The sequence below is a fragment of the Microbacterium sp. No. 7 genome (genome assembly GCF_001314225.1).
Classification (GTDB): domain Bacteria; phylum Actinomycetota; class Actinomycetes; order Actinomycetales; family Microbacteriaceae; genus Microbacterium.
Genome location: NZ_CP012697.1, coordinates 2843633 through 2867006, shown reverse-complemented (window position 1 = coordinate 2867006; position 23374 = coordinate 2843633). Strand labels below are relative to the sequence as shown.

The following is a 23374-nucleotide window of genomic DNA, read 5'->3' as shown; positions in this document are numbered from 1 at the left end:
CCGACGTCCACGTCGCCACGGTGGCCGGCGAGTTCGCCGGCTTCATCGCCGCAGACGGCGACCGCTACGTGACGCACGACGCTCACGGGCATCCCATCGCGACCGCGGCATCGCTGGATGCCGCACGCGACGCGCTGCACGCGCCGGCGACCGCGTCCGCGAAGCGCGCGCCGCGCGGCGCCCCCCATACCCCGCGGCGGCGTCGTCGCGGATTCACGGATCACTCCCGTGGTCCTCAGCAAAGAAGGAATGACGTCATGGCCACTGGCACCGTCAAATGGTTCAACGCCGAAAAGGGCTTCGGGTTCATCGCTCCCGACGACGGCTCCGCCGACGTGTTCGCGCACTTCAGCGCGATCACCGGCAGCGGCTACCGCAGCCTCGAGGAGAACCAGAAGGTCGAGTTCGAGCCCGAGCGCGGCCAGAAGGGCATGCAGGCCGCCAACATCACGGTGATCTGACCCTCGCCTCGACGGGGCGGTCGTGTCGAGCGGTGCTCGTCGCGACCGCCCTTTCCGTTTGCCGGCCACGGCCGCCGTGGCATCGGGCCGCCGCGCTCGTCGTCAGAGGTGCTCCCCGACCCCGGCCAGGAAGGCCTTCGGATCGTCGGCCCACAGACGCGCGACCTCGACGGCGTGCTCGCCGCCCTTCGGGGGCAGCCCGGGCAGCGTGATCGAGGTGGGCCGCTCGAGGACGATCTCGATGTTCGTCTCGTGCAGGATGCCGACGACGAGCGCTCTCCGGTCGCCGCCGACGTCGACGACGTTCGGCGTCTTCGGCTCGTAGGTGTGCGTCGCGATCGCGACGGAGTGCACGTCGTCCCAGCCGATCCGAACGCTCAGGTCGAACCCGTTGCGGATCTCGATGCCCTCGGGGCCGACGGTGTGGGGGCGCATGTGGTACGAGCAGAGCGCGCCGATCATCCACATCAGTCCCCAGACGCCGATCACGAGGCAGACGATCCTGACGATCACCCACCGGTGCACGATCAGGTCGATCACGACGAGCTCGACGGCGGACAGGGCGATGAAGATCCACAGGATCGTGAGCACCGGCGCGTGGAACCGGAAGCCTCGCGCGCCGGCGGGCACGGCGGGACGGCGTGCGATCGCCCGTGCGATGCTCGTGTAGACGACCTTCTCCATGGCGGTGGCGCGCGCGACCAGCGCCCGCATCCGTGCGCCGCGCGTCGGCGCCTGCGGGGAGGCCTCGGTCGACGTCATGGCGCGGCTCCTCTCATCGCCGGGCACTCGTCGCGATCGCACGCCCCGGCTCTTTGCATTGCACATGCAATGTAAACGGCGGATGCCACCGTTGTCAATACGACTGCAATGTGAAAGGCTTCCGGCATGCCGAAGCGCGTCGATCACGAGGAGCGCCGCCGGCAGATCGCCGCCGCGCTGCTGCGCGTGGTCGCGCGCGACGGGCTCGAGGCGGTCAGCCTGCGCCACGTCGCGGCCGAGGCCGGTGTCACCGCCGGCATGGTGCAGCACTACTTCCCCTCGAAGGTCGCCATGACGGGGTTCGCGATGCGCGCGGCGAGCGCGCGGTACGAGGAGCGCATCGAGGAGCGGCTCGGGCGGCTCGGCGACGACCCCGCCCCGCGACAGGTCCTCGGAGTCTTGCTCGGCGCCCTGCTGCCCGCCGACGCGGCGGAGGAGGACGACGCCCGCGTCGCGCTCGCGTTCCAGGCCTTCGCGGCCACGCACCCCGAGGCGGCCGTCCATCTGGAGGAGGGCAACGCGCTCCTGCGCGAGCATCTGGCGGCGCTCCTTCGCGCGACCGGCTGTGCGGGCGACCCGCTCCCCGCCGCGACGGGGCTCCTGGCCGCCGCCGAGGGGCTCGGCGTGCACATGCTGAGCTCGCGCCTCCCCGCCGCGCAGGCGCGCGCGGCGCTCGAGCGCATGATCGACGCCGCGGCCGGTCCCGCCTGACCGCGGATCCCGGTGGCGCCTTCGCGCCCAGGGCGGGTGGCGCGAGGCGGGGGCACTACACTCGACAGCATGAGAATGATTCTCATGCTCGGAGGTGGGTGTGCGCGACGGTGACGAGTATGCGGCCGCGGCGTCGGCCTACGACCTCTTCGCCGCCGCGGGGCGGGAGGCGCGGCTGGCCGCGATCGACGAGCTCGTCCCTCGCCTCCGGCCCGAGGCCGGCCCCGTGCTCGACGTCGGCGCCGGCTCCGGCGTGCACGCGGCGCGGATCCTCGACCTGCTTCCCGGAGCGCGGGTGCTCGCCCTCGAGCCCAGCCGGGCGATGCGCTCCCTGGCGCTGTCGAGGATCGCGGCGCGGCCCGACTGGCATCCCCGTGTCACCGTGCGCCCCGAGGACTTCTTCTCCGCCTCTCTGCCCGCGCGGATCGGCGGGGCGCTCCTCCTCGGCGTGATCGGACACTTCGACGCGGGGGAGCGGGCCGCGGTGCTCGCCGAGCTCGCGGTGCGGCTCCCGGCCGGCGGAGCGGCGCTGCTCGATCTGCCGCGACCCGAGCGGCCGCGAAGGATCGAGCCGTCCGCGTTCACCGTCGCGACGATCGGGGAGCTGACGTACCGCGGCATCGCCGAGGCGTGGCCCGTGGACGCCGAGGTCATGCGCTGGCGCACGACCTATCTCTGCCTCGACGGCGAGCGCGTGCTCACCGAGGACACCGCGGAGTGCGACTACCGGCATCCGGCCCCCGCGGTCGTCGCCGCGGAGGCCGGAGAGGTAGGGCTGCGCCTCGCCCCGCTCGCCGACGGGACGCACTGGCTGGCAGGGCGCGCGTAGCGGAGGGGCGAGGCGCGGCGAGGGATCAGTGCTCGTCGTAGTGGTCGCCGTGTGCCGCGTGCTTGTGGCCGTCGTGGACATAGTCCACGTGGTCGCCGTGTGCGACGGCCTCGTGGCCGCACGCGGCGCCGTGCTCGTGCTCGGCCGTCGTGTGCTCGGCGGCGGTGTGCTCTGCGGTGGTCATGCTGTCTCCTTCTGTTGCCGTGAGGGGTGTTCCTCGTTCGCGACCCCGCCTGCGGCGGGCTCTCGGACGTGGGCCAGGGCGTCGGCGACGACGTGCGCGACGTGCAGGTCGTCGAGGCGGTACACGACCTCCTTGCCGGCGCGGCTCGCCGAGACGAGCCCCGCCTGGCGCAGCGTGCGCAGGTGCTGCGACACGAGCGGCTGCGACATGCCGGTCGCCTCCGTGAGTGCCCCCACCGTGCGCGGCTCGTCGCCGATCAGGCGCAGCAGCCAGAGCCGTGACTCGTTGCCGAGCACCTTGAACAGCTGCGCCGCCTCGACCAGCCCGGGCTCCGCGTCCATGTCTTCACCCCATCACATATATAAACAAATTGCAATATGACAATTCCAAGACGGGTCGGACGCACCCTCGCCGGATCAGCCCCGGCCGGGGTAGACGACCGACTTGAGGCTCGCCGGGTCGCTGTCGCTCTCGAGGGCCTCGGCGACCGCGTCGAGGCCGTACCGCCCGGTCACGAGCGTGTCGAGGTCGACGAGGCCGCGCGCGACGAGCTCGATCGCGAGCGGCCAGGTGTTCGCGTAGCGGAAGACGCCCGTGACGACGATCTCGAAGTTCTGGATGTGCGCGACCGGCAGGGGCATCGTCGGGCTGCCAAGACCGACGAGCACGGCGACGCCGGCGGGGCCGACGGCGCGGATGCCCGCGTCGACCGCCGTGGGCACGCCGCACGCGTCGACGAACGCGTCGACGGCGAGGCCCGCTCGCGCGATGTCGGTCTCGGCGGGATCGATCGCCGAGGTCGCGCCGTACGACAGGGCGCGCTCGCGGCGCTCCGCGACGAGGTCGCTGACGATGATCTCCGAGGCTCCGAACGCCCGTGCGGTCTGCGCGCAGATGATGCCGATGGGCCCCGCGCCCGCGATGAGCACGCGCGACCCGGGCGCGATGCCCGCCTTGCGCATGGTCGCGATCGCGACCGACAGCGGCTCGAGCAGGGCGCCCGCCTCGTCGGAGACGGCGTCAGGCAGGGCGTGGGCGAACTCCGCGAGGATCGTGACGAAGCCGGTGAAGGCGCCGTCGATCGGGGGAGTGGCGTAGAACTCCATCGCGGGGCACAGGTTGTACCGCCCGGCGAGGCACTGCGCGCAGCGGCGGCAGTGCCGCTGCGGCTCGATCGAGACGCGCTCGCCGATCCGGTCGGCCGCCACGCCCTCGCCGACGGCGCGGATGCGACCGCTCGCCTCGTGGCCCAGCACGAGGGGCGACTCGACGCGGAAGTCGCCGATGCCCCCGTGGCGGTAGTAGTGCACGTCGGAGCCGCACACGCCGACGGCGGCCACCTCGACGAGCACCTCTCCGGCCGCGGGCCGGGGAACAGGGCGGTCTTCGATCGCGAGGGTCCCGGCACCGTTCAGGATGCTGGTGCGCGAGGTGGCGGGGAGGGCGTCGTTCATCGTGCTGACTCGTTTCTCAGGAGGGGGCCGGGGGTCCGGACGGGCGGGTCACTCGCGGTCGAGGTCGACGAACAGCTCCAGCTGGTGCCGGAACAGGGCGGGGATGTCCACGGCCTCGGTGTTGAGCAGCCACTGCAGCTGGATGCCGTGGTAGACGGCGATCAGGAGCGTCGCCGCGTCGCGATAGGGCAGCGTGCTGCGGTACCGTCCCTCGCGGTCGTAGCGGGTGAAGATCTCGACGAGCGTCTCACGGTCGGCATCGCGTCGCTTCGCGATGTAGTCGTGCGCCGGATGGCTCGGCGCCGTCGCCTCGGCGGCGAGCCTCAGGTACATCTCGACGTGCCCGGGCTTCTTCGGCAGCTCCTCGGTGAGGTGCGCGACGCCGTGCAGGAAGTCGATGTTCCGCGGATCCTGGATGGTCCCGTAGGCCACCTGGTCGTTCTTCTCCAGCGCCGCGAGCAGGAGCGAGGCCTTGTTGGGGAAGTGGTGGAAGATGCTGGCCTCGCTGATGTCGGCCTTGGCCGCGATGTCGCGCAGTGAGCCCGCGTAGTAGCCGGCCTCGGCGAACACCTCCAGCGCGGCGTCGATGATCGACTCCCGCTTGGCCTTCGTCTTCGCGTAGGGGCCGCGTCGTCTCGTCGGTGCGGACTGCTCGGTCATCGTCACTCCCGGTTCTCCGCCATGCGGTCGGTGCGTTGCGTCGCTGCCCTTGATTATCGCGCTCGTCACGATGCTCCTCCTGATGAAAATGTATCAGGTGATCGAAGTTCGTGATACCCTCGTCGTGTCGAGCGGGCGACGAGGTCCGCCCCGACCCCTGCCAGAGGTCCCTCCGCGAGCGCCCGACGCGGATCGACAGCACTCTTTCCGTTAAGGAGAACGATGAAGTTTCGACGCACACTCGTCGCCGCGGCCGTCGCGGTGGCGCTCATCCTCACCGGCTGCTCCGGCGGTGGAGGCGACGGCGGCGGAGGCGGCTCCGCACCTGCCGCGGGCTCGGCGACCCTCACCCTCGCGCAGGAGGTCGAGCCGCAGTCGTTCGACCCTGCGTTCGCGTTCGAGGGCGACATGCCGCAGTACTACCAGCCCGTCTACGACTCGCTCATCCGGCGCCTGCCCGACGGCTCGTTCGCGCCGATGCTCGCCACGTCGTGGGAGCTCAGCGACGACAGGCTCACGCTCTCGCTCGAGCTGCGCGACGACGTGACCTTCACCGACGGCGCGGCCTTCGACGCGGAGGCCGCGAAGGCGAACCTCGAGCACTTCCGCGACGGCGGGGGCGCCCAGGCGTTCTGGCTCGCGCGCATGACGTCGGCGGAGGTCACCGGCGAGCACTCGATCGCCATCCGCCTGTCCGAGCCCGAGCCCGCGATGGAGATCTACCTCAGCGGCGCGGCCGGCTACATGGGCAGCCCTGCCGCGCTCGGCACCGACGCGATCAAGACCATGCCGGTCGGCAGCGGGCCCTACACGCTCGACGCGGCTGCGACGAGCGTCGGCGCGCAGTACACCTACGTCAAGAACGAGGACTACTGGGACCCGTCGCTGCAGCACTACGACAAGATCGTCATCAAGGTGATCGGTGACGTCACGGCACGCGTCAACGCGCTCATCAGCGGCCAGGTCGACGCCGCGCGCGTCGACCCGAAGTCGATGGCCCAGGTCGAGGGCGCCGGACTGGTGCCGCACCTGCAGGACCTCGACTACTTCGGCATCACGCTCGCCGACCGCGCCGGCAAGATGTCGCCGGACCTCGGCGACGTGCGCATCCGTCAGGCGATCAATCACGCGATCGACGCCGACACGGTTCTGGAGCAGATCTATCTGGGCGCCGGCACGCAGACGACGCAGATCTTCTCGTCGAGCTCGACGGCCTTCGACGCCGCGCTGGACGACCGGTATCCGTACGACCCCGAGAAGGCGAAGCAGCTGGTCGCGGAGAGCGGGATCGCGAACCCGACGTTCAGCCTCGCGCTGATCAGCAACGCCGATCCCGCGATGAAGGCCGTGCTCAAGGAGCAGCTCGCCGCCGTCGGCATCACGGTCGAGATCACCGAGCTCTCGCCGGCCGACGCGTGGGACATGCTCTCGGGCGAGTTCTCGTCCTTCGTCTACTCGCTCAACGCCCCGTCGACGTGGGTCGCGATCAACCAGTACCTGTCGCCGACGTCCGCGACCAACGTGTTCGGCTACGAGGACCCGAAGGTGAACGAGCTGGTCCGCGAGATCCAGTTCGGCGACGAGGCCACCGCGGCCGCCAGGGCGAAGGAGCTCAACGCCTACATCGTCGAGCAGGCCTGGTTCGCCCCGTGGTTCCGCGCCGCGATCCCGTACTACGCGAATGCCGAGGTCGACGTCGAGCTGCAGGTCGAGCAGGGCATGCCCTCGATCTGGAACTACCGGCCGGCGCAGTGATCGATGGCGGGGGCGGATCGGGCAGCCGATCCGCCCCCGCCTCCGGAGACCCGCGGAAGACCGTGCCGGAACTCCTCCGCCGGGCGTCCCCGACCAGCGTGCGCCGGTCGGGGACCGCCTGTGCGATCGGCGCTCAGACCGCGTAGCAGGTGCGGATGAAGCTGCGGTACGCGTCGAGCGTGCCGCTCTCGTGGTCTTCGCCGCGGATGACCTCGATCGTGGTCTCCAGGCCCGGCACCGGCTTCTCGCAGACCAGGTGATAGAAGCGCGCCGTCTCGATGCCCAGCAGGCGGTAGAGGCGGATCGGACCGAACATCTCGTTGTCGGCGACGGTGATGTGCAGGCGGCGCGCGCGCTCGCTCCCGCCGTTGCGCGCCGCGAACTCCTCGTAGGCCGCGAAGATCGTGCTCTCCTCGACGAGGATGCCGGGGCTGCCGGCGCCGAAGCGCGAGAACAGGGTGCTGCCGGCGGTCAGCGCGTGCAGCGCGAACAGCCCGCCGTACGAGAACCCGAACAGGCCGGCGTCCTCGCTGCGCACCTCGTAGCGTTCGGCGACGACGGGGTGCAGCTCGGTCTCGAGGAAGGCGAGGAAGTCGTCGGCGCGCGCGTCGGCCATGTAGGCGAAGAACCGCTCGAGCTTGTCGGCCGGCGCGGGCTCGCCGTCGCGTCCCAGGTGGTCGCGGAGGTAGTCGGCGAAGCCGTCGGGGAACGACTCGCCCGCGGGCACGAGATCGCGATTGCGGATGCCGATCGCCTCGTCGCCCTCGTCCATCGTGTAGCCGACGTTGACCTGCACGTAGGGCTGCACCGGCCGCACGGCCTCGTTCTTGGTGAGCGCGTCGTGCATCTTCTCGTAGCCTCCGCCGTGCCACTGCGCGTCGAGGGCGTAGACGACGGGCAGGGGGCCGGTGCCGTAGCCGGTGGAGGGGAGTGACACCGAGACGGCGAAGCGCGCGCCCACGATGTCGGACTCGATCTCGAAGTAGTCGATGCTCAGCTCCGCGACGCGCGTGGAGAAGCCGCCCTTGATCGGTTCGGTGATAGTTGCCATCTGTGCTCCTTGTCGCAGCCGAGCGGCGCGCGACGGTGCGCGAGCGGTCCGTCCGGGACTGCGTCGATGTCGTGATCCGCGAGGCGCGGAGTCGGCGGTTCCCGCCGCGTCGTCAGCCTAGCAACAAATTCAATCGAACGATCGAAATTTACGTCGAGGACTGGCGGCGAGTGGCGGGCCTTGCCTGCCCGGTGACATATATCTGATACTTATTTTGATCGGGGAGTGTCTCCCTCGCTCCAACGGAGGGGTGTGAATCGTGCTGACGAGATATGACAACGGTCAGCAGCCGTGGACGGTGCTCGCGGGGCCGGGCGCGCTCGAGGGGATGGCCGCGGAGCTTGATCGGCGCGGCATCCAGTCCGTTCTCCTCCTCACCGGACGCACGCTCGCCCGCAATGACCGGCTGATCGCGCGGGTGCGTGCGCTCCTCGCCGGGCGTCTCGCAGCCGTCTTCACGGAGTGCGAGCCGCATGTTCCCGTGTCGGTCGTGCTGCGCGTGCGGCAGCTCATGGAGGAGTGTCGCGCCGACGCCGTCGTCGCGCTGGGCGGCGGCAGCGTGATCGACACCGCGAAGTCCGCCGCGCTCGCACAGGCGGCTCAGGCCGATGAGCGCACGCTCGTGGAGATGGCGCGCACGGGGGATCTGCGACGATGCACGCCGTCTGCGATCGTCGCTCTGCCGACCGCTCTCGCCGGCAGCGAGTTCTCGAACATCGCGAGCTTCGTCACATCCGGCGATCGCATGAAACACCTGATCCGGAGTCCTTCCGTGGCGTGCGACATCGTCGTGCTCGATCCTCTGCTGGCGACGGAGACCCCCGATGCGCTGTGGGTGAGCACGGGCCTCAAGACGCTCGGTGACGCGTGTGAGCAGCTCGCCCATCCGGCTGTGCATCCGCTCGTGCGACCGATGCTGCAGGAGGGGCGGCGCATGCTCTCGGCGGGTCTCGCCGCCTGGCCCCGGCGTGACGATGAGGCCGTGCGGCACTGCCAGCTCGGTGTGTGGGCCAGCTATTTCGCTGCGTTCAGCGCCCCGGGCGGGCTGGGGGTCGGTGCTGTGCTGCGGCACTGGCTCGGCGGTCTGACGGGCGCGCCGCACGCGATGATCAGCACCGTGCTGCTCCCGCATGTCCTGCGGCGTGCGGCGCCCGCCGACACGGAACTGCTGTCGCTCGTCGAGGACGTGGGTGCGCGCGCGTGTCTTCCGTCCCGGCTGCGCGATATCGGCGTTCCCGTCGACATCGTCGATCTCCTGCCGCCCGCCGGGCTCGACGACGCGAGTCTCGCGGGCGATGCTCCGACCCGGGGCGAGCTCGTGTCGGTGCTCAGCGCGGCGTGGTGATCGTGTCGATGGCCGGACGGGTCGTCGGGGTATGAGAGGAACGAGGAAGTGCACATGACCGCAAGCCGAGTGCCTGACGAGGCCTACATCGAGAAGCTCCGAGTGCTCGACGTCCTGCACCTGTACTGCCGTGGCGTGGACCGGTGCCACGTCGAGCTCATCCGGGCGTGCTACCACCCGGACTCCTTCGACGACCACGGCTACTGGAAGGGGAACGGGCAGGATTTCGCTGCGTTCATCGCCGAACGCCTCCGTCGCGAGAACGCCGCCACGTCGCACAGGCTGAGCAACACGCTCATCGAGATCGACGGCGACCGTGCGACCGCGGAGAGCTACGTGCAGGCGACGCTCGTGCGCCCCGACCGGCGGATCGTCGACGTCGTCGGCGCCCGCTACCTCGATGTGCTCGTGCGAGGAGGCGAGCACGGCTGGCTCATCATGCGCCGTGTCGTCGCGCTCGACTGGCGCTATCAGGTGGAGGCCGGCGATGCGGGCGATGCGGTCGATTTCAGCGAGTTCGCGCTCGGCGCACGATTCCCGCTCGACCCGATCCACGCGGGGGTCTGGGGCGCCGACGACGCCGTGTGCGGGTGATGGGGCAGATCGCGATTGACGCGCCAGGGTTAATTAGGATACTTTTTTCCCGATCCCGCCTCGGCGGGCTCGGTTCGCACGGCGCAGAGGCGCGCCGGCCGAGAAGGCACGACAGTGCCAGATCCTGCGAGGAGCATTCAATGAAGAAGCCTGGGCTTGTGAGCGCCGCGGTGACGATGCTGGCCGCGTCGCTCGTGCTGGCCGGTTGCGGCGGCGGAGCGGACGCCGGCGGCGAGGGGGACGAGCCGATCCAGCTGACGTACGCCACATACTTCGGTGACAAGAGCTACACCCACCTCGCTGCGCAGTGGTGGATGGACGAAGTCACCGAGCGCACCGACGGACGCGTCACGTTCCGCGTCATGGGCGGCGGCGCGCTGCTCGGCGCCGCGGAGATGCTCGAGGGGGTGAGCACGGGGCGCGCCGACCTGGGGCAGTCGGGCGACGCGTACTTCCCCGGCGACCTGCCGCTCTCCGTCGCATCGGGCGCCGTGCCGTTCGTCACCGACAACCCCTTCGCCCACGCCGCCGCGCACCAGTGGCTCTACCAGCACGACGAGAACTTCAAAGCCGAGTACGACGCCCAGAACGTGGTCGTGCCGTTCTTCATCCCCACGACCCCCTCCGTGCTCGGAGTCAAGGGCGAGCTGGGCGGTCTCGACGATCTCAAGGGCAAGAACGTCCGCGCGTCGGGTGGCGCGATCGAGATGCTCAAGGTCGCAGGAGCGAACCCGATGGCCATGCCGGCGGGTGAGACCTATGAGAGCCTCGAGCGCGGTCTGCTCGACGGCTTCTTCGGGTTCCAGATGGACTCGGTCACCGACTTCGGCGTCTACGAGGTCACCGACAACATCTACTACGCCAGCACGGGCACGTTCGCGATCGTCGACCTCTTCTTCAACAAGGACGTCTGGGAGGGCCTGCCCGACGATGTCCGCGACATCATGACCGAGGTCGGCAACGAGGTCGTCGACGGCACGATGGAGCTGATGGAGGAGCTGGAGACCAAGACGTGCGACAAGCTCACCGACGCGGGCATGCAGCCGCAGCTGTTCCCCGAGGCCGAGGTGGACAGGTGGCGCGACCTGACGGGCACGACGCTCGCCGACGGCTGGAAGGCGGCCGCGGAGTCCGCCGGTACTGGCGTCGAGGACCTCGACGCGTGGTACGACGACTACGTCGCGCTCATCAAGCGCATGGAGACCGAGCACCCGCACACGACGGGCGCGATCACCTGCGCCGGGCGCTGACGCCCGCGTCAAGCGACACATCGACAACGATCGGATGGTTCTGACGTGAAACCCGCGACGTCGGCCGCCGAGAGTCCTGCTCTCGGCGGCCCGACGACCGGCGTCTCGTCCTTCGGCGGGATCGTCGGCGTCATCTTCAACGCCATACACTTCGTGAGCCGTGTCGCGGCTCGCGTGTCCGGCGGCATCACCGCCGCGCTCATGCTGCTGATCGTCGTCTCGGTCGTCAAACGGGCGACGACCGGCATCGCTCTGCCGCTCATGGTGCAGCTCGTCGAGATCGGTCTCGTGAGCCTCGTCGCGCTCGGCCTCGCCCACACGTGGCAGACGCGCTCTCACGTGGGCATCGACCTGTTCGTGAACATGCTGGGGCCGCGAATGCGAGCCCTGCTCAAGACGATCAGCAGCATCGTCGTGCTCGCCCTGTGCATCTACCTCATCAACTGGCTCGTGCCCGAGGTGTTCCGCTCGATCGGGCGGTCCGAGACGATCGGCATGGCCAGCGAGCGTGCGCTGTTCTGGCCCGCTCGCGCGGCGATCGCCTTCGGATTCGTGTGGCTCGCCCTCGAGGTGCTCATCTCGACCGTGACGAGCGCGCGCGAGCTCATCGACGCCCTGCGCCGCCCGCGTGGCGACTCGGCCGAGGAGGTGGCGGCTCATGGATAGCGGCACCGCGGTCCTCCTCTCGCTCATCGTCTTCTTCATCGCGCTCGCGATCCGCGTGCCGGTCGCCTTCTCGCTGCTGCTCGGCGGCGGTGTGGGGATCTTCCTCATCCAGGGCGAGCGCATCATGGGCGCGACGCTCAAGGCGGCGCCCGTCGAGGCCATCGCCTCGTACGGGCTCATCGTCGTGCCGCTGTTCATCCTGATGGGCGCCTTCGCAGCGAACGGCGCGCTCGCGAGGGACCTGTTCGTCGTCGCGAACCGCTTCATGCACCGCGTCCCGGGCGGACTGGGGCTGGCGGCGCTCGCCGCGAGCGCTGGTTTTGCGGCGATCACGGGATCGAGCACGGCGAACGTCGCGGCGATGGGAAAGATGGCCGTCGACGAGATGCGCAAGTACGGATACCCGCTCGTGCTCGCCGCCGGCATCATCGGCTCCGCCGGCACGCTCGGCGTTCTCATCCCCCCGAGCGTGATCCTCGTGCTCTACGCGCTGACGGCGGGGGAGTCGGTGGGCGGCATGCTGCTGGCCGGCGTCCTGCCCGGTCTCGTGTCGATCCTCGCCTACGGCGCCATCATCCTCTGGCAGGTGCGTCGCGTTCCCGCCGTCGTCGAGGAAGCGGCCGTGATCGGTGCCGATCTGCGCGAGCGCGTGGATGCTGCGGCTGCCGCGCGTGCGGCCGACGAGGCCTTGGCGGCCGAGGCGACCCCCGTCGCGACCAAGCCCGGGCGCGAGAAGCTCCCCTACGGGGCTGTCGTGCAGACCGGAGTGCTGTTCCTCATCGTCATGGGAGGGATCTTCGGCGGCATCTTCACCGCTACCGAGTCCGCGGCATTCGGCGCGCTCGCCGCCGGCCTCTTCATGGTCGTGTACGCGCTGCGCACGCGGTCGGGGCTGTGGAAGCTGCTGTTCTCTGCGCTGCAGGAGTCGGTGTCGATCACGAGCATGGTGTTCATGCTGCTCATCGGGTCGACGGTGTTCGCGAGCTTCCTGCTCGTCGCCGACGCGCCTGACGCCATCTTCGACTGGGTCACGCACCTGAGCCTCCCGCCGTGGCTCGTCGTCGTGTTCTTCCTGCTCGCGCTGATCCCGATGGGCATGTTCCTCGACGGCATCTCGATGCTGCTGATCTGGGTGCCGCTGTCGTATCCGGTCGTCACGGAGCTCGGATTCGACGGCATCTGGTACGGCATCCTCGTCGTCAAGATGATCGAGATCGGGCTGCTCACGCCGCCGGTCGGCATGAACGTGTTCGTCATCGCCGGTGCCGTGAGGGACCTGACCGTCGCGCAGGGCTTCCGCGGCGTGGCGCCATTCATCCTGGGCGACGTGCTGGCGGTCGCCGTGCTGTTCGCGTTTCCGCAGATCACTCTCGTCCTTCCGCAGCTCGCGGCGGGTGGGTAAGGAAGGAAGACCTCATGATCAACGACATCTCCCACGGTCCCGTGGCCCTCGTCACGGGAGCATCAGGCGGAATCGGCGGTGCGATCTGCCGCCGCCTGGTCGCCGACGGCTACCGTCTCGCCGTGACCGACATCGTCGCCGGGCCGCTGGACGCGATCGTCGAGGAGTTCGGCGCCGATCGCGCCGTCGCGTTCGTCGCCGACCTGCTCGACGAGGAGGCGGTGACCGGCCTGCCCGCTCGCGTGCACGAGGAGTTCGGACGACTCGACGTGCTGGTCAACAACGCCGGCGTGCGCAAGATCACGCCGTTCGACCAGCTGCCGAGCGCGGAGTGGCGCACGACGCTCGAGATCGATCTCGTCGCGCCTGCGCTGCTCGCCGCGAACGCCCTGCCGCTCATGCTCGCCCAGGGCGGCGGGCGCATCGTCAACATCGCGTCGTTCGCCGGTCTCTCCGCGGTGCGCGGACGCGCCGCGTACGGCGCCGCGAAGGCCGGACTGATCTCGCTCACGAAGGCGATCGCGCTCGAGTTCGGCGCCCAGGGCGTGCGCGTCAACGCGATCGCGCCGGGCATCATCGAGACGGCCATGACCAGCCACGTGTTCGCCTCGGCAGAGCTGCAGCGACATGTCGCGGAGGTCGTCCCCAACGGCCGGCCCGGCACACCCGACGACATCGCCGACGCGGTGAGCTTCCTCGCGAGCGACCGCTCCGACTACGTCAACGGCGTCGTGCTCCCGGTCGACGGCGGCTGGCTCGCCGGCCAGGGCGCCGCCCGCCTGTGAACGCAGAGAATCACGAGCCAGCGAAGGAGCTGCAGAGATGACCAGAGGAACCGCCATCGTGACGGGCGGCGCGGGCAACATCGGCCTCGCGATCGCCACCGCGCTCCGCGACGACGGATGGAGCGTGCGGATCGTCGACCGCGCACAGGCGCTCGACGGATTCACCGCGCCCGAGGGGCTGCACGCCGACGCGCTCGACGTGACCGACGCGGCGGCGTGCCGAGCGTACTTCGCCTCGCTGGAGGAGCTCTCGGTGCTCGTCAACTGCGCCGGCATCGCGCAGCTCGGCCTCGTGCGCGATCTCAGTGAAGACGACTGGGATGCCGTGCTCGACGTGAACCTGACGGCGCCCTTCCGCCTGACCCAGCTCGCGGTCGACCTGCTCGTGCGCAGCGGGCACGGCTCGATCGTGAACATCACCTCGATCGCCGGCCAGCGCGCGAGCTTCGGCCGCGTCGCCTACGGCGTCTCGAAGGCCGGGCTGCTGCAGCTGACCCGTCAGACGGCCGTCGAGTACGCCCCGCTCGGCGTGCGCTGCAACTCGGTCTCGCCCGGCCCCGTCAACAGCGAGCTTGCCCGCGCCAAGCTGACTGCCGAGGCCCTCGCCGAGTATCTCGACGACATCCCCGAGAAGCGCCTGGCGGAGCCGGAGGAGATCGCCCGCGCCGTGGTCTTCCTCGCCTCGCCCACATCGACGCACATCACCGGCCAGGACATCGCCGTCGACGGCGGGTTCCTCGCCGGCGGCGCCGGCATCAGGCAGGCACAGAGGCTGGGAGAGCGGCGATGACGAACGGCGAGGTCGCATCGGCGGCGTGGAACCCCGAGTTCTCTCCCACGATCGCGTCGGTGTTCCGCCGCGGATACGTGGAGTTCGCCGACCGCCCGGCCGTCTTCGAGCTCGACGGGTCGGTGACGACGTACGCCGAGCTGGGGCGTGCCGCGCGCCGGCTCGTCTCGGGGATCGACGCGGCCGGCATCCGCAAGGGCGATCGCGTCGTCGTGCTCACCAAGAACCGCTCCGAGTGCTTCACGATCGATCACGCCCTCGCGATCGGCGGGTTCGTCCGTGTCGCGCTGAGCTACCGCCTGCACGCCCGAGAGGTGACCGAGATCATCTCCGACTGCGGTGCGAGCCTCGTGATCATCGACGGTGAGCGCGCCCACGATCTGCTCCCCGAGCTCGCCGGCTTCGAGGGCGTGGTCGTGTGCCTCGACCGCGTCGAGGGCGTGCGGCACTTCAGCGAGCTCGTCGGCGACGTCGAGGCCGACGACGTCGACATCCGTCCGAGCGACCTCGTGTGGATGCCGTACACGTCGGGAACCAGCGGCCGCCCGAAGGGCGTGATGCACTCGCATCGCAGCCTTCTGGCGATCCTGCGCAACATCGCCGCCGAGCTGCCCGACGCGAGCGCCGACGACAGGCTCGTCCACGTCGCGCCCGTGACGCACCTGAGCGGATACGCCATGATGGTCTACTTCCTGAAGGGCGCGAGCCATCTCGCGCTCGGCGAGTTCTCGCCCGCCGAGTACCTCTCCGTCGTGGAGCGGACCGGCGCGACCGTGCTGCCCCTGGTCCCGACGATGATCAACATGCTGCTCCCCGTCGTCGACGAGCGGAAGCCCGACCTCTCGGCCGTGCGCACCGTGATCTACGGCGGGTCGGCGATCGCCCCGGATCGCCTCGCGCGGGCGATTGCCGCGTTCGGCCCCGTCTTCATCCAGTACTACGGCCTCACCGAGATGCCCTACAACGCGTCGCTGTCGATGAGCGATCACGTGTTCGACCCCGCGCTGCCCGCACCCCGCCGGCTCGCGTCGGCGGGGCACGTCAGCCCCTATGTCGACTACCGCCTCGTCGACGACGACGAGGAGCCCGTCGCCGTCGGCGACCCGGGAGAGCTCCAGGTGCGGGGCGACGCGGGCATGGTCGGCTACTGGAACCTGCCCGACGAGACCGCGAAGACGATCCTCCCCGGCGGCTGGATCTCGACGGGCGATGTCGGCCAGCTGATCGACGGCTTCCTCACGATCGTCGACCGCAAGAAGAACATGATCGTCTCGGGGGGCTTCAACGTCTATCCCACCGAGGTCGAGAACGTGATCTACACGATCGAGGCGGTGCACGAGGTCGCCGTCGTGGGCATCCCCAGCGCGCAGTGGGGCGAGACGATCCACGCGGTCGTCTCCCTCAAGCCCGGCCATGAGCTCACGCTCGAGGAGATCGACCGGGTGTGCCTCGGCGCCCTGGCGGCCTACAAGCGGCCCCGATCGGTCGAGTTCGTCGACGAGCTGCCGAAGACGGGCACCGGCAAGATCCTGCACCGCGAGATTCGCGAGCGCTATTGGCAGGGCCAGCAGCGGCGGGTCGGCGGCTGATCGTGGCCGACGGGACCCCCCTGGCCGTCGACTTCGACGCGACGATCCGCCGCGCCGTCGCCGACGCCAACGTGCCGACGCTGCTCATGGTGCTCGTGCAGCTGACCGGCGAGCTCTCGTGGCTCGCCGAGCCCTATGCGCCCACGCGCGGCAAGGGGCTGAGCGAGAACGACTCGGGAGGCCTGTCCGACGAGGTGCAGCGGGAGATCAAGGATGCCGCGGCCGAGGCGATCATCGCGTGGCGCGCCGGCCGCGCGCCGGCGATCCCCGAGCCCGACGAGGCCCTGCTCACCCGCATGCTCAGCGTCGCGATGGGGGAGCACGTGCCCGACGAGTACGGGCCGATGATCGCCGAGGACCTCGCGGCGTTCGCGGGGCTCGTCGAGCCCGAGGCCCGTCCCGCCGCGGCCCCGCCGGGGTTCTCGGCGATCGTCGTCGGCGCGGGCATCTCGGGCATGCTCGCGGCGCGCGAGCTGCGCCGGGCCGGCATCGCCGTCACGGTCTTCGAGGCGAGCGAGCGGCCGGGCGGCACGTGGTGGATCAACCGGTATCCGGGATGCGGCGTCGACGTGCCGAGCCATCTCTACTCGTTCGCCGATGCGCCCTACGACTGGCCCTACTACTACGCCACGCGGGACGAGCTGTTCGCCTACCTGGAGAAGGTCGCCGGCGACTGGGACATGAATGCCGTCACGCGCTACGGCACGCGCGTCCTCGCGGCGCGATGGAGCGACGAGACGCAGCGGTGGACGGTCGAGATCGAGCAGCACGGCGTGCGCGCGTCGGTCGAGGCGAACATCGTGATCAGCGGCGTCGGCGCGTTCGGCACGCCCAAGACGCCGTCCGTCCCGGGCATCGACAGCTTCGCCGGACCGACGACGCACACCGCCGAGTGGCCCGAGGGCTTCGACGTGCGCGGCAAGCGCGTCGGCGTCATCGGCAACGGCGCGAGCGCCATGCAGGTCGTGCCCGCGATCGCTCCCGAGGTCGCGTCGCTCACGCTGTTCCAGCGTTCGGCGCACTGGGTCGCCCCGTTCGAGAAGTTCCGCACGCCCGTGCCCGACTCGGTGCGGTTCCTGCTGGCCGAGGTGCCGCTCTACCGCAGCTGGTACCGTCAGCGGCTCTCCTGGGTGCTCAACGACACCCTCTATCCCGCGCTGCAGAAGGACCCCGGCTGGCCGCACCCCGAGCGGTCGCTCAATGCGCAGAACGACGGCCATCGCCGTTTCTTCACCCGGTACATCGAGTCGGAGCTGGAGGGGTTCCCGGAGCTCATCGAGAAGGTCACGCCGCCCTATCCGCCCTTCGGCAAGCGCATCCTGCTCGACAACGGCTGGTACCGCACGCTGCGGCGGGACAACGTCGAACTCGTGACCGATGCGATCAGCGAGGTGACCGGGGGCGGAGTCGTGCTCACGGACGGACGGCGGATCGAGCTCGACGCCCTCGTCTTCGCGACGGGCTTCGACGTCGCGCACTTCCTCGCATCGTTCGAGGTCGTCGGCCGCGGCGGCGTGACGCTGCGCGAGCAGTGGGGCGACGACGCGAGGTCGTACATCGGCACGGCCGCGCCCGGCTTCCCGAACCTCTTCACGCTCTACGGACCGAACACGCAGGCCGGGCACGGCGGCAGCCTGATCTTCTATCTCGAGAGCCAGATGCGCTACGTCCTGAGCCTCCTGGAGCAGATGTTCGCCGCCGGCGCGACCGTCGCCGAGGTGCGGGGCGACGTCACCGCCGACTACAACCGGCGGGTCGACGAGGCGCACGAGCGCATGATCTGGACCGCGAAGGGCTTCGACACCTACTACCGCAACTCCCGGGGCCGCGTCGTCGTCGCCAACCCGTGGCGCGTGATCGACTGGTGGAGGATGACCAACAGGGCGCGCGCCGGCGACTTCGTGCTGCGCGATGCCGCCGGACACGAGATGGAGGCAGGGACATGACCGAACGATTCCGCGGACGGATCGTGCTCGTCAACGCGGCGGCCGGGGTCGGCATCGGCTCGTCGGTCGTGCGCCGCTTCATGCAGGAGGGCGCCGCCGTCGCCGTCTCGGACCGCAACCCGAAGCGGCTGCGCGCCCTCGAGGACGAGCTGGTCTCGGCGCACGGCGCCGAACGCGTGCTCGCGATCGCCGGCGACGCCGGCGACGAGCAGGCCGTCACGGCGCTCGTCGACGCCGTCGCAGAGCGGTACGGCCGGCTCGACGTGCTCGTCAACAGCGTGGGGCTCAACATCCTCGCCGAGTGGCCGCACACGCCGCTCGACACCTGGCGGACCGTGCTCGACACGTCGCTCACGTCGCACTACCTGCACGCACGCGCCGCGTGGCCGCTGCTGCAGCGGTCCGACGCCGCGGCGATCGTGAACATCTCCTCGCTCGCGGCGCAGAATCCGGCCCCGTTCGGCGAGGTCGCCTATGCCGCTGCGAAGGGCGGCGTGCTGGGGCTCACCGCCGCGCTCGCCGCGGAGGGCGCGCGCGACCGCATCCGCGTGAACGCCGTCATGCCGGGGCTCATCTGGAACGAGAGGCTGACCGCGGGCGTCGCCGACGAGTACGTCGACGCCTACCGGTCGAAGCGGCTCTTCGACGCCGACGGCACGCCCGACGAGGTCGCCGACCTCATCGCCTTCCTCGCCTCGACCGACGCGCGGAACATCACGGGACAGGCCATCAAGGTCGGGGCGCAGTAGCAGGGGAGCCCGGCGCCCGCGAGGGCGCGGAGCGCCTACGCGGTGCGGTAGTAGAACCGCACGCCGCCGACCATGCGGCTGCTCACGAGGCCGCGGTCCTGCAGCAGCTCGAGGTGATACTCGGTCTCCATCACGGCGAGCGCCCGGCTGTAGGGCTCGAGGTCGCTGTGCGCGTGCTCGCGCCGTGTCCACTTCAGGTCGGAGGCGACCTTGAACGCCGTCTCGCCGTCGTCGACCTGGGCCAGCGTGGCGCGCAGCCGCTCGTCGTGGTGCGCGATCAGTGCGGCGATGCGCTCGCCGCTGCTCATGCCCACGGGGCCGTGCGCGGGCATGAGCGAGAGGTCGCCGAGCTCGGCCACCTTCGTGAGCGATGCGAGGAACGCGCGCAGGGCGAGCCGGTCGCGCACGGGCTCGAATCCCACCGAGGGGGTGATCGTGGGCAGCACGTGATCGCCCGAGAACAGCAGTCCGCGCTCCTCGTCGACGAACACGACGTGACCGCGCGTGTGGCCCGGGGTCAGCACCGCGCGCAGCCGCACGCCGCCGCGGTCGATGACGTCGCCGTCCGCGATCCAGGCCGACGGCGTCGCGTAGTGGCTGGCGTCGTCGGGCTGGGAGTCGAGCCACTCGTGCCACGCGTCGACGAGCACGTCGGCGCCGGCCTCGCGCAGCATCGCGTACTGCGCGGATCCGCCCTTCGGATCGGTGCCGAGCGCCGCGAGGTTCTCCGACTCGGGCGCCCCGAGCCGGAGCACGCAGCCGAGCTCGTCGCGCAGCACGGAGCCGAGCGTGTAGTGATCGCGATGCATGTGCGTCACGAGGATCTCGGCGATGTCGGCGACGGCGAACCCGATGTCGCCCAACGACTCCTCGAGCTGTCGGCGCCCCTCCGGCACGGCCCAGCCGCCGTCCACCATCAGGAGCCCGTCGGCCGTCTCCAGCACGTACACGTTGACGGCCGTGAGGGCGTCGAAGGGGAGCGGGAGGGCGATGCGGTGCACGCCCGGCAGCACGGTCTCGACGCCGGGCCGGGCCCACGCCATCTTCGAGGTGCGTTCGCTCGACACGGTGTCCGGCATCCTTGTCTCCTTGCTCTCGCGCGGCGGTATCAGATCGAATGCTGATACCAATTTGCCCACTCTACTCCGCGACGATCACGCGCGCCGATACTGGCTGACGAGCGGGCAGTCGAACGGGTCGCGCGCCGCGAGCCCGACGCGGTTGAGATAGTCGATCACGATCGCGTACGAGCGCCACAGGGAGGTCTCGGTGTACGGCACGTCGTTGCTCGCGCAGAACTCGCGGACGATCTCGCGGGTCTTGGCGAGGTGCAGGCGCGACATGCTGGGGAAGAGGTGGTGCTCGATCTGGTGGTTCAGGCCGCCCATGAGCCACGTCGCCCACCAGCCGCCGCGGATGTTGCGCGACGTGCGCACCTGCTTCGAGAAGAAGTCGAGCCTCGCGTCGGGGTCGATCACCGGCATGCCCTTGTGATTCGGCGCGAACGACGCCCCCATGTACACGCCGAACACGGCGTACATGACGCCGACGAACGCGATCGCCAGGCCGGGCGGGAGGAACCAGAAGAGCGGCACGAGGAGCAGCGCGAACCGGGCGGCGATCATGCCCAGCTCCGCCCATCGGCCCGTCACCCGCCGCGCCGTCACGAGATGACGGAGGCCGAGATAGGTGAGATTGAGCCCCTCGAGGGTGAGCAGCGGGAAGAACAGCCATCCCTGATGCCGGGTGATCAGCCGCCGCAGGCCGCGCGCGTCGGCCGCATCGACGTCGAGGAACGAGATCGTGTCGACCTCGATGTCGGGGTCCTTCCCGACCCTGTTGGGGTTGGCGTGGTGGCGGCTGTGCTTGGCGTCCCACCACGAGTAGCTGATGCCGACGAGCGAGGCGAGCACGCGCGCGAGCCGGTCGTTGGCGGGGCCCGAGGCCAGGATCTGGCGGTGCGCCGCCTCGTGCGCGAGAAAGGCGACCTGGGTGAAGAGGATGCCCAGCGCGCCCGCCATGAGCAGCTGCAGCCAGCTGTCGCCGAGCAGGACGACGCCCGTGACGACCCCCGCGAAGCCGAGTGCGAGCAGGGCGCCGACGAGCCCGTAGAACCACGGCGTGCGTCGCAGCAGGCCCGTCTCGCGCACCACCTGCGAGAGCTGGGTGTAGGCCCGTGCGATCGGCGGGAAGTCCTCGCGGCGCGCGTAGGTCTGGCGGACGGGGCCGAGTGCGGGAGGCGGTGTGGAAAGAGTGGCGGACATGCGTGGCGCCTTCTCGTCGGCCGATCGCCGCGGGCGATCGGTGCGGAGCCAAAGGCGGTCGCCGATCGCTGTGGATCACGCTACGCATGGCTCTATGCCTCTCGCGGCATACGAGGGTGAGATCGGTCGTGCCGGGTGGGTCGGGGGATCGCGATTCGCGTTCGCCGAAAATTCATGTACGATCGTACATGTACCATCGTTCACTTACGTGGAGGAGTCTCATGACCGCGCCCGCCGAGACCGAGACCGATCGTCGACAGCGCGGCGGCACGGCGCTCCGCGGTGTGTTCGCCGCCGTGGCGATCGTGCACGCGGTGCTCGTCTTCGCACAGCCCATCCTCGCCGGCATGAGCCTGGAGGGGCGCGACGGGGCCCTCGACCTGCACTACGCGAACGGCATGGCCATCATGACCGTCGCCGCGGTGCAGATCGTCGCGGCGCTGCTGTGGTGGAAGCCCGGCGGGGGACCCGCGCGCGCGATCGGCGTCTCCGCCGTGCTGCTCGTGCTCGAGGTCGTGCAGTTCCTCATCGGCAGCGCGGGCGGCTTCACGCTGCACCTCCCGCTCGGCATCGTGCTGCTGCTCGGGGCGGCCGCCGCCGCGTACCTGCCCTTCCGGCAGCGCGACGAGATCGCCGCGTGAGCCCGCGGGACCGGGCGCGCGGCCTCGGCCGCCGCGACCTGCTGCGCGCCACGGGCATCGCCGTCGCGTCGGCGGGCGTCGCCGCGCTCGAAGGCTGCAGCCTCCTCTCCCCGCGCACGGCGCTGCGCACCGTCGGCGAGGTGCCCTTCGCGACCCCGCTCCCGATCCCGCCGCTCGCCACGTCGACGTCGCACGAGGGCGCGCGCGTCTTCGAGCTCGTGGCACGGTCGGGCCGCTCGCGCATCGTGCCGCAGGGCGAGACCGACACGTGGGGTCTCAACGGCCCCCTGCTCGGTCCGACCCTGCGCGCGCGCCGTGGCGAGACCGTGCGCATCGACGTGCGCAACGAGCTCTCCGAGACGACGACGCTGCACTGGCACGGCATGCGGCTGCCCGCGGCGGCCGACGGAGGCCCGCACCAGCCCGTCGCACCGGGCGGCACGTGGTCGCCGACCTGGACGGTCGACCAGCCGGCCGCGACGCTCTGGTACCACCCGCACCCGCACGGCGAGACCGAACGGCACGTGTACCGGGGACTCGGCGGGATGTTCCTCATCGACGACGACGAGGAGGCGGCCCTCGACCTGCCGCGCACCTACGGCGTCGACGACATCCCGGTCATCGTGCAGGACAAGACGTTCGACGACCGGGGCGGTCTCGTGGAGACCGACCGCTCCGACATCGGCATGCTGGGCGACACCGTCCTCGTCAACGGCGCGGCCGGCCCCGTGCTCGAGGTCACGGCGCAGCGCACCCGCCTGCGCCTGCTCAACGCCTCGACCGCCCGCACCTACGCCTTCGGGCTGTCCGACGGGCGGCCCTTCGACCTGATCGCGTCCGACGGCGGACTGCTGGCAGAGCCGGCATCCCTCGCCCGCCTCCTGCTGACGCCGGGCGAGCGCGCCGAGATCGTCGTGACGATGGATGCCGGGGAGTCGGTCGCGCTGCGCTCCTTCGCCCACGACCTCGGGCTGCGGGAGCGCGACGCCGTGCTGGCGGGCGCGCACGACGAGCTCGACGTGCTGCTGCTGCGTGCCGCCGCGGCCCTGCGGCCCTCGGCGCCGGTGCCCCTCGCGCTCGCCGAGCCGCCGCGCATCGACCTCGCCGAGTCGGCCGGGACCCGCGCGTTCTCGCTCGGCAACAACCGCATCAACGGGCAGCGCATGGACATGAGCCGGATCGACGCCGAGGTCGTCGCCGGCACCGTCGAGACCTGGTTCGTCACCAACGCGCACAGCCAGCCGCACAACTTCCACATCCACGACGTGCAGTTCGTCGTCGCCGAGATCGACGGCGCGGCGCCGCCGCCCGAGCTCTCCGGATGGAAGGACACCGTGTACATCCCGCCCGGGTCGGCGGTGCGGCTGGGCATGCGGTTCGGGTCCCACACCGACCCGCACGTGCCGTACATGTTCCACTGCCACCTGCTGTGGCACGAAGACCAGGGGATGATGGGCCAGTTCCTCGTCGTCGAGGGCTGAGCGCC

At 70.5% G+C, this 23374-nt stretch carries 24 protein-coding genes; 16 read left to right on the top strand and 8 right to left on the bottom strand.

Going from position 1 to position 23374, the window contains the following annotated elements:
• Positions 1-257 precede the first annotated feature (257 nt).
• Complete coding sequence (locus AOA12_RS13320) at positions 258-461, top strand: cold-shock protein (protein WP_054687031.1); 204 nt, start codon at positions 258-260, stop codon at positions 459-461.
• A 102-nt stretch (positions 462-563) separates the two neighbouring features.
• Here the strand turns inward: AOA12_RS13320 and AOA12_RS13315 are convergent, their stop codons facing one another.
• The gene (locus tag AOA12_RS13315) at positions 564-1223 is read right to left on the bottom strand and encodes a hypothetical protein (protein ID WP_054683558.1); all 660 of its coding nucleotides are present in this window, start codon (positions 1221-1223) and stop codon (positions 564-566) included.
• 126 nt (positions 1224-1349) lie between these two features.
• Between AOA12_RS13315 and AOA12_RS13310 the strand changes: the two genes are divergently transcribed.
• Together AOA12_RS13310 and AOA12_RS13305 are read left to right on the top strand one after the other, a co-directional pair.
• On the top strand, positions 1350-1934 hold the full coding sequence (locus tag AOA12_RS13310) for a TetR/AcrR family transcriptional regulator (RefSeq protein ID WP_054683556.1): 585 nt from the start codon (positions 1350-1352) through the stop codon (positions 1932-1934).
• Between the two features lie 100 nt (positions 1935-2034).
• Complete coding sequence (locus tag AOA12_RS13305) at positions 2035-2763, top strand: SAM-dependent methyltransferase (protein ID WP_197280921.1); 729 nt, start codon at positions 2035-2037, stop codon at positions 2761-2763.
• A gap of 25 nt (positions 2764-2788) precedes the next feature.
• Here AOA12_RS13305 and AOA12_RS13300 read toward each other — a convergent pair whose 3' ends face one another.
• The 4 genes from AOA12_RS13300 to AOA12_RS13285 all read right to left on the bottom strand — a co-directional run bounded on the left by AOA12_RS13300 (position 2789) and on the right by AOA12_RS13285 (position 5061).
• The gene (locus tag AOA12_RS13300) at positions 2789-2947 is read right to left on the bottom strand and encodes a hypothetical protein (RefSeq protein WP_054683553.1); all 159 of its coding nucleotides are present in this window, start codon (positions 2945-2947) and stop codon (positions 2789-2791) included.
• Positions 2944-3288 carry an ArsR/SmtB family transcription factor gene (locus tag AOA12_RS13295; protein WP_054683551.1) on the bottom strand — a complete coding sequence of 115 codons (345 nt, stop codon included), beginning with the start codon at positions 3286-3288 and terminating at the stop codon, positions 2944-2946. The genes AOA12_RS13300 and AOA12_RS13295 overlap by 4 nt, the downstream gene beginning before the upstream one ends.
• 75 nt (positions 3289-3363) lie before the next feature.
• On the bottom strand, positions 3364-4401 hold the full coding sequence (locus AOA12_RS13290; RefSeq protein WP_054683550.1) for an NAD(P)-dependent alcohol dehydrogenase: 1038 nt from the start codon (positions 4399-4401) through the stop codon (positions 3364-3366).
• Between the two features lie 48 nt (positions 4402-4449).
• Positions 4450-5061 (bottom strand): TetR/AcrR family transcriptional regulator, encoded by a 612-nt coding sequence (locus AOA12_RS13285; RefSeq protein ID WP_156366499.1) that lies wholly within the window; start codon positions 5059-5061, stop codon positions 4450-4452.
• Positions 5062-5283: 222 nt separating this feature from the next.
• Here AOA12_RS13285 and AOA12_RS13280 point away from each other — a divergent pair, with 222 nt between their 5' ends.
• Positions 5284-6816 carry an ABC transporter substrate-binding protein gene (locus tag AOA12_RS13280; RefSeq protein WP_054683546.1) on the top strand — a complete coding sequence of 511 codons (1533 nt, stop codon included), beginning with the start codon at positions 5284-5286 and terminating at the stop codon, positions 6814-6816.
• 133 nt (positions 6817-6949) lie between these two features.
• On the opposite strand, the gene AOA12_RS13275 is transcribed toward AOA12_RS13280, so the two are convergent.
• The gene (locus AOA12_RS13275; RefSeq protein ID WP_054683543.1) at positions 6950-7867 is read right to left on the bottom strand and encodes an alpha/beta hydrolase; all 918 of its coding nucleotides are present in this window, start codon (positions 7865-7867) and stop codon (positions 6950-6952) included.
• Between the two features lie 259 nt (positions 7868-8126).
• On the opposite strand from AOA12_RS13275, the gene AOA12_RS13270 reads away from it, so the two are divergent.
• From AOA12_RS13270 to AOA12_RS13225, 10 genes are all read left to right on the top strand, one after another.
• Positions 8127-9212: an iron-containing alcohol dehydrogenase gene (locus AOA12_RS13270; RefSeq protein ID WP_054683542.1), complete on the top strand. Its 1086-nt coding sequence runs from the start codon at positions 8127-8129 to the stop codon at positions 9210-9212.
• Positions 9213-9266: 54 nt separating this feature from the next.
• On the top strand, positions 9267-9806 hold the full coding sequence (locus AOA12_RS13265; protein WP_082406251.1) for a nuclear transport factor 2 family protein: 540 nt from the start codon (positions 9267-9269) through the stop codon (positions 9804-9806).
• 140 nt (positions 9807-9946) lie between these two features.
• Positions 9947-11056: a TRAP transporter substrate-binding protein DctP gene (dctP, locus tag AOA12_RS13260; RefSeq protein ID WP_197280920.1), complete on the top strand. Its 1110-nt coding sequence runs from the start codon at positions 9947-9949 to the stop codon at positions 11054-11056.
• A 45-nt stretch (positions 11057-11101) separates the two neighbouring features.
• Positions 11102-11722, top strand: a complete 621-nt coding sequence (locus tag AOA12_RS13255) for a TRAP transporter small permease subunit (protein WP_054683531.1) — start codon at positions 11102-11104, stop codon at positions 11720-11722.
• Positions 11715-13124 carry a TRAP transporter large permease gene (locus AOA12_RS13250; RefSeq protein WP_054683528.1) on the top strand — a complete coding sequence of 470 codons (1410 nt, stop codon included), beginning with the start codon at positions 11715-11717 and terminating at the stop codon, positions 13122-13124. Before AOA12_RS13255 ends, AOA12_RS13250 begins: the two co-directional genes overlap by 8 nt.
• A 14-nt stretch (positions 13125-13138) precedes the next feature.
• The gene (locus tag AOA12_RS13245) at positions 13139-13909 is read left to right on the top strand and encodes an SDR family NAD(P)-dependent oxidoreductase (protein WP_054683524.1); all 771 of its coding nucleotides are present in this window, start codon (positions 13139-13141) and stop codon (positions 13907-13909) included.
• Between the two features lie 37 nt (positions 13910-13946).
• Positions 13947-14699, top strand: coding sequence for an SDR family NAD(P)-dependent oxidoreductase (locus tag AOA12_RS13240; RefSeq protein ID WP_054683521.1), 753 nt, complete (start codon positions 13947-13949; stop codon positions 14697-14699).
• Positions 14696-16288 carry a class I adenylate-forming enzyme family protein gene (locus AOA12_RS13235; protein WP_054683516.1) on the top strand — a complete coding sequence of 531 codons (1593 nt, stop codon included), beginning with the start codon at positions 14696-14698 and terminating at the stop codon, positions 16286-16288. Before AOA12_RS13240 ends, AOA12_RS13235 begins: the two co-directional genes overlap by 4 nt.
• 2 nt (positions 16289-16290) lie before the next feature.
• Positions 16291-18234, top strand: a complete 1944-nt coding sequence (locus AOA12_RS13230; protein ID WP_197280919.1) for a flavin-containing monooxygenase — start codon at positions 16291-16293, stop codon at positions 18232-18234.
• The gene (locus AOA12_RS13225; protein ID WP_054683513.1) at positions 18231-18983 is read left to right on the top strand and encodes an SDR family NAD(P)-dependent oxidoreductase; all 753 of its coding nucleotides are present in this window, start codon (positions 18231-18233) and stop codon (positions 18981-18983) included. The genes AOA12_RS13230 and AOA12_RS13225 overlap by 4 nt, the downstream gene beginning before the upstream one ends.
• A gap of 35 nt (positions 18984-19018) precedes the next feature.
• On the opposite strand, the gene AOA12_RS13220 is transcribed toward AOA12_RS13225, so the two are convergent.
• A complete protein-coding gene (locus AOA12_RS13220; RefSeq protein WP_054683510.1) occupies positions 19019-20062 on the bottom strand; it encodes an MBL fold metallo-hydrolase in 1044 nt (347 codons plus the stop codon).
• Positions 20063-20137: 75 nt separating this feature from the next.
• Positions 20138-21247: a fatty acid desaturase family protein gene (locus AOA12_RS13215; protein ID WP_082406249.1), complete on the bottom strand. Its 1110-nt coding sequence runs from the start codon at positions 21245-21247 to the stop codon at positions 20138-20140.
• Positions 21248-21468: 221 nt separating this feature from the next.
• On the opposite strand from AOA12_RS13215, the gene AOA12_RS23870 reads away from it, so the two are divergent.
• Both AOA12_RS23870 and AOA12_RS13205 read left to right on the top strand, forming a co-directional pair.
• A complete protein-coding gene (locus AOA12_RS23870; protein WP_054683504.1) occupies positions 21469-21888 on the top strand; it encodes a hypothetical protein in 420 nt (139 codons plus the stop codon).
• On the top strand, positions 21885-23369 hold the full coding sequence (locus AOA12_RS13205; protein ID WP_231637082.1) for a multicopper oxidase family protein: 1485 nt from the start codon (positions 21885-21887) through the stop codon (positions 23367-23369). The genes AOA12_RS23870 and AOA12_RS13205 overlap by 4 nt, the downstream gene beginning before the upstream one ends.
• Positions 23370-23374: the final 5 nt, after the last annotated feature.

What these genes read in the sequence shown, in the direction of transcription:
- AOA12_RS13310 (WP_054683556.1), top strand. Translation starts at nt 1,350, where the DNA reads ATGCCGAAGCGCGTCGATCACGAGGAGCGCCGCCGGCAGATCGCCGCC.
- AOA12_RS13275 (WP_054683543.1), bottom strand. Translation starts at nt 7,867, where the DNA reads ATGGCAACTATCACCGAACCGATCAAGGGCGGCTTCTCCACGCGCGTC.
- AOA12_RS13235 (WP_054683516.1), top strand. Translation starts at nt 14,696, where the DNA reads ATGACGAACGGCGAGGTCGCATCGGCGGCGTGGAACCCCGAGTTCTCT.
- AOA12_RS13215 (WP_082406249.1), bottom strand. Translation starts at nt 21,247, where the DNA reads ATGTCCGCCACTCTTTCCACACCGCCTCCCGCACTCGGCCCCGTCCGC.
- AOA12_RS13220 (WP_054683510.1), bottom strand. Translation starts at nt 20,062, where the DNA reads ATGCCGGACACCGTGTCGAGCGAACGCACCTCGAAGATGGCGTGGGCC.
- AOA12_RS13290 (WP_054683550.1), bottom strand. Translation starts at nt 4,401, where the DNA reads ATGAACGACGCCCTCCCCGCCACCTCGCGCACCAGCATCCTGAACGGT.
- AOA12_RS13245 (WP_054683524.1), top strand. Translation starts at nt 13,139, where the DNA reads ATGATCAACGACATCTCCCACGGTCCCGTGGCCCTCGTCACGGGAGCA.
- AOA12_RS13280 (WP_054683546.1), top strand. Translation starts at nt 5,284, where the DNA reads ATGAAGTTTCGACGCACACTCGTCGCCGCGGCCGTCGCGGTGGCGCTC.
- AOA12_RS13295 (WP_054683551.1), bottom strand. Translation starts at nt 3,288, where the DNA reads ATGGACGCGGAGCCCGGGCTGGTCGAGGCGGCGCAGCTGTTCAAGGTG.
- AOA12_RS13285 (WP_156366499.1), bottom strand. Translation starts at nt 5,061, where the DNA reads ATGACCGAGCAGTCCGCACCGACGAGACGACGCGGCCCCTACGCGAAG.
- AOA12_RS13250 (WP_054683528.1), top strand. Translation starts at nt 11,715, where the DNA reads ATGGATAGCGGCACCGCGGTCCTCCTCTCGCTCATCGTCTTCTTCATC.
- AOA12_RS13265 (WP_082406251.1), top strand. Translation starts at nt 9,267, where the DNA reads ATGACCGCAAGCCGAGTGCCTGACGAGGCCTACATCGAGAAGCTCCGA.
- AOA12_RS23870 (WP_054683504.1), top strand. Translation starts at nt 21,469, where the DNA reads ATGACCGCGCCCGCCGAGACCGAGACCGATCGTCGACAGCGCGGCGGC.
- AOA12_RS13315 (WP_054683558.1), bottom strand. Translation starts at nt 1,223, where the DNA reads ATGACGTCGACCGAGGCCTCCCCGCAGGCGCCGACGCGCGGCGCACGG.
- AOA12_RS13225 (WP_054683513.1), top strand. Translation starts at nt 18,231, where the DNA reads ATGACCGAACGATTCCGCGGACGGATCGTGCTCGTCAACGCGGCGGCC.
- AOA12_RS13240 (WP_054683521.1), top strand. Translation starts at nt 13,947, where the DNA reads ATGACCAGAGGAACCGCCATCGTGACGGGCGGCGCGGGCAACATCGGC.
- AOA12_RS13300 (WP_054683553.1), bottom strand. Translation starts at nt 2,947, where the DNA reads ATGACCACCGCAGAGCACACCGCCGCCGAGCACACGACGGCCGAGCAC.
- dctP (WP_197280920.1), top strand. Translation starts at nt 9,947, where the DNA reads ATGAAGAAGCCTGGGCTTGTGAGCGCCGCGGTGACGATGCTGGCCGCG.
- AOA12_RS13320 (WP_054687031.1), top strand. Translation starts at nt 258, where the DNA reads ATGGCCACTGGCACCGTCAAATGGTTCAACGCCGAAAAGGGCTTCGGG.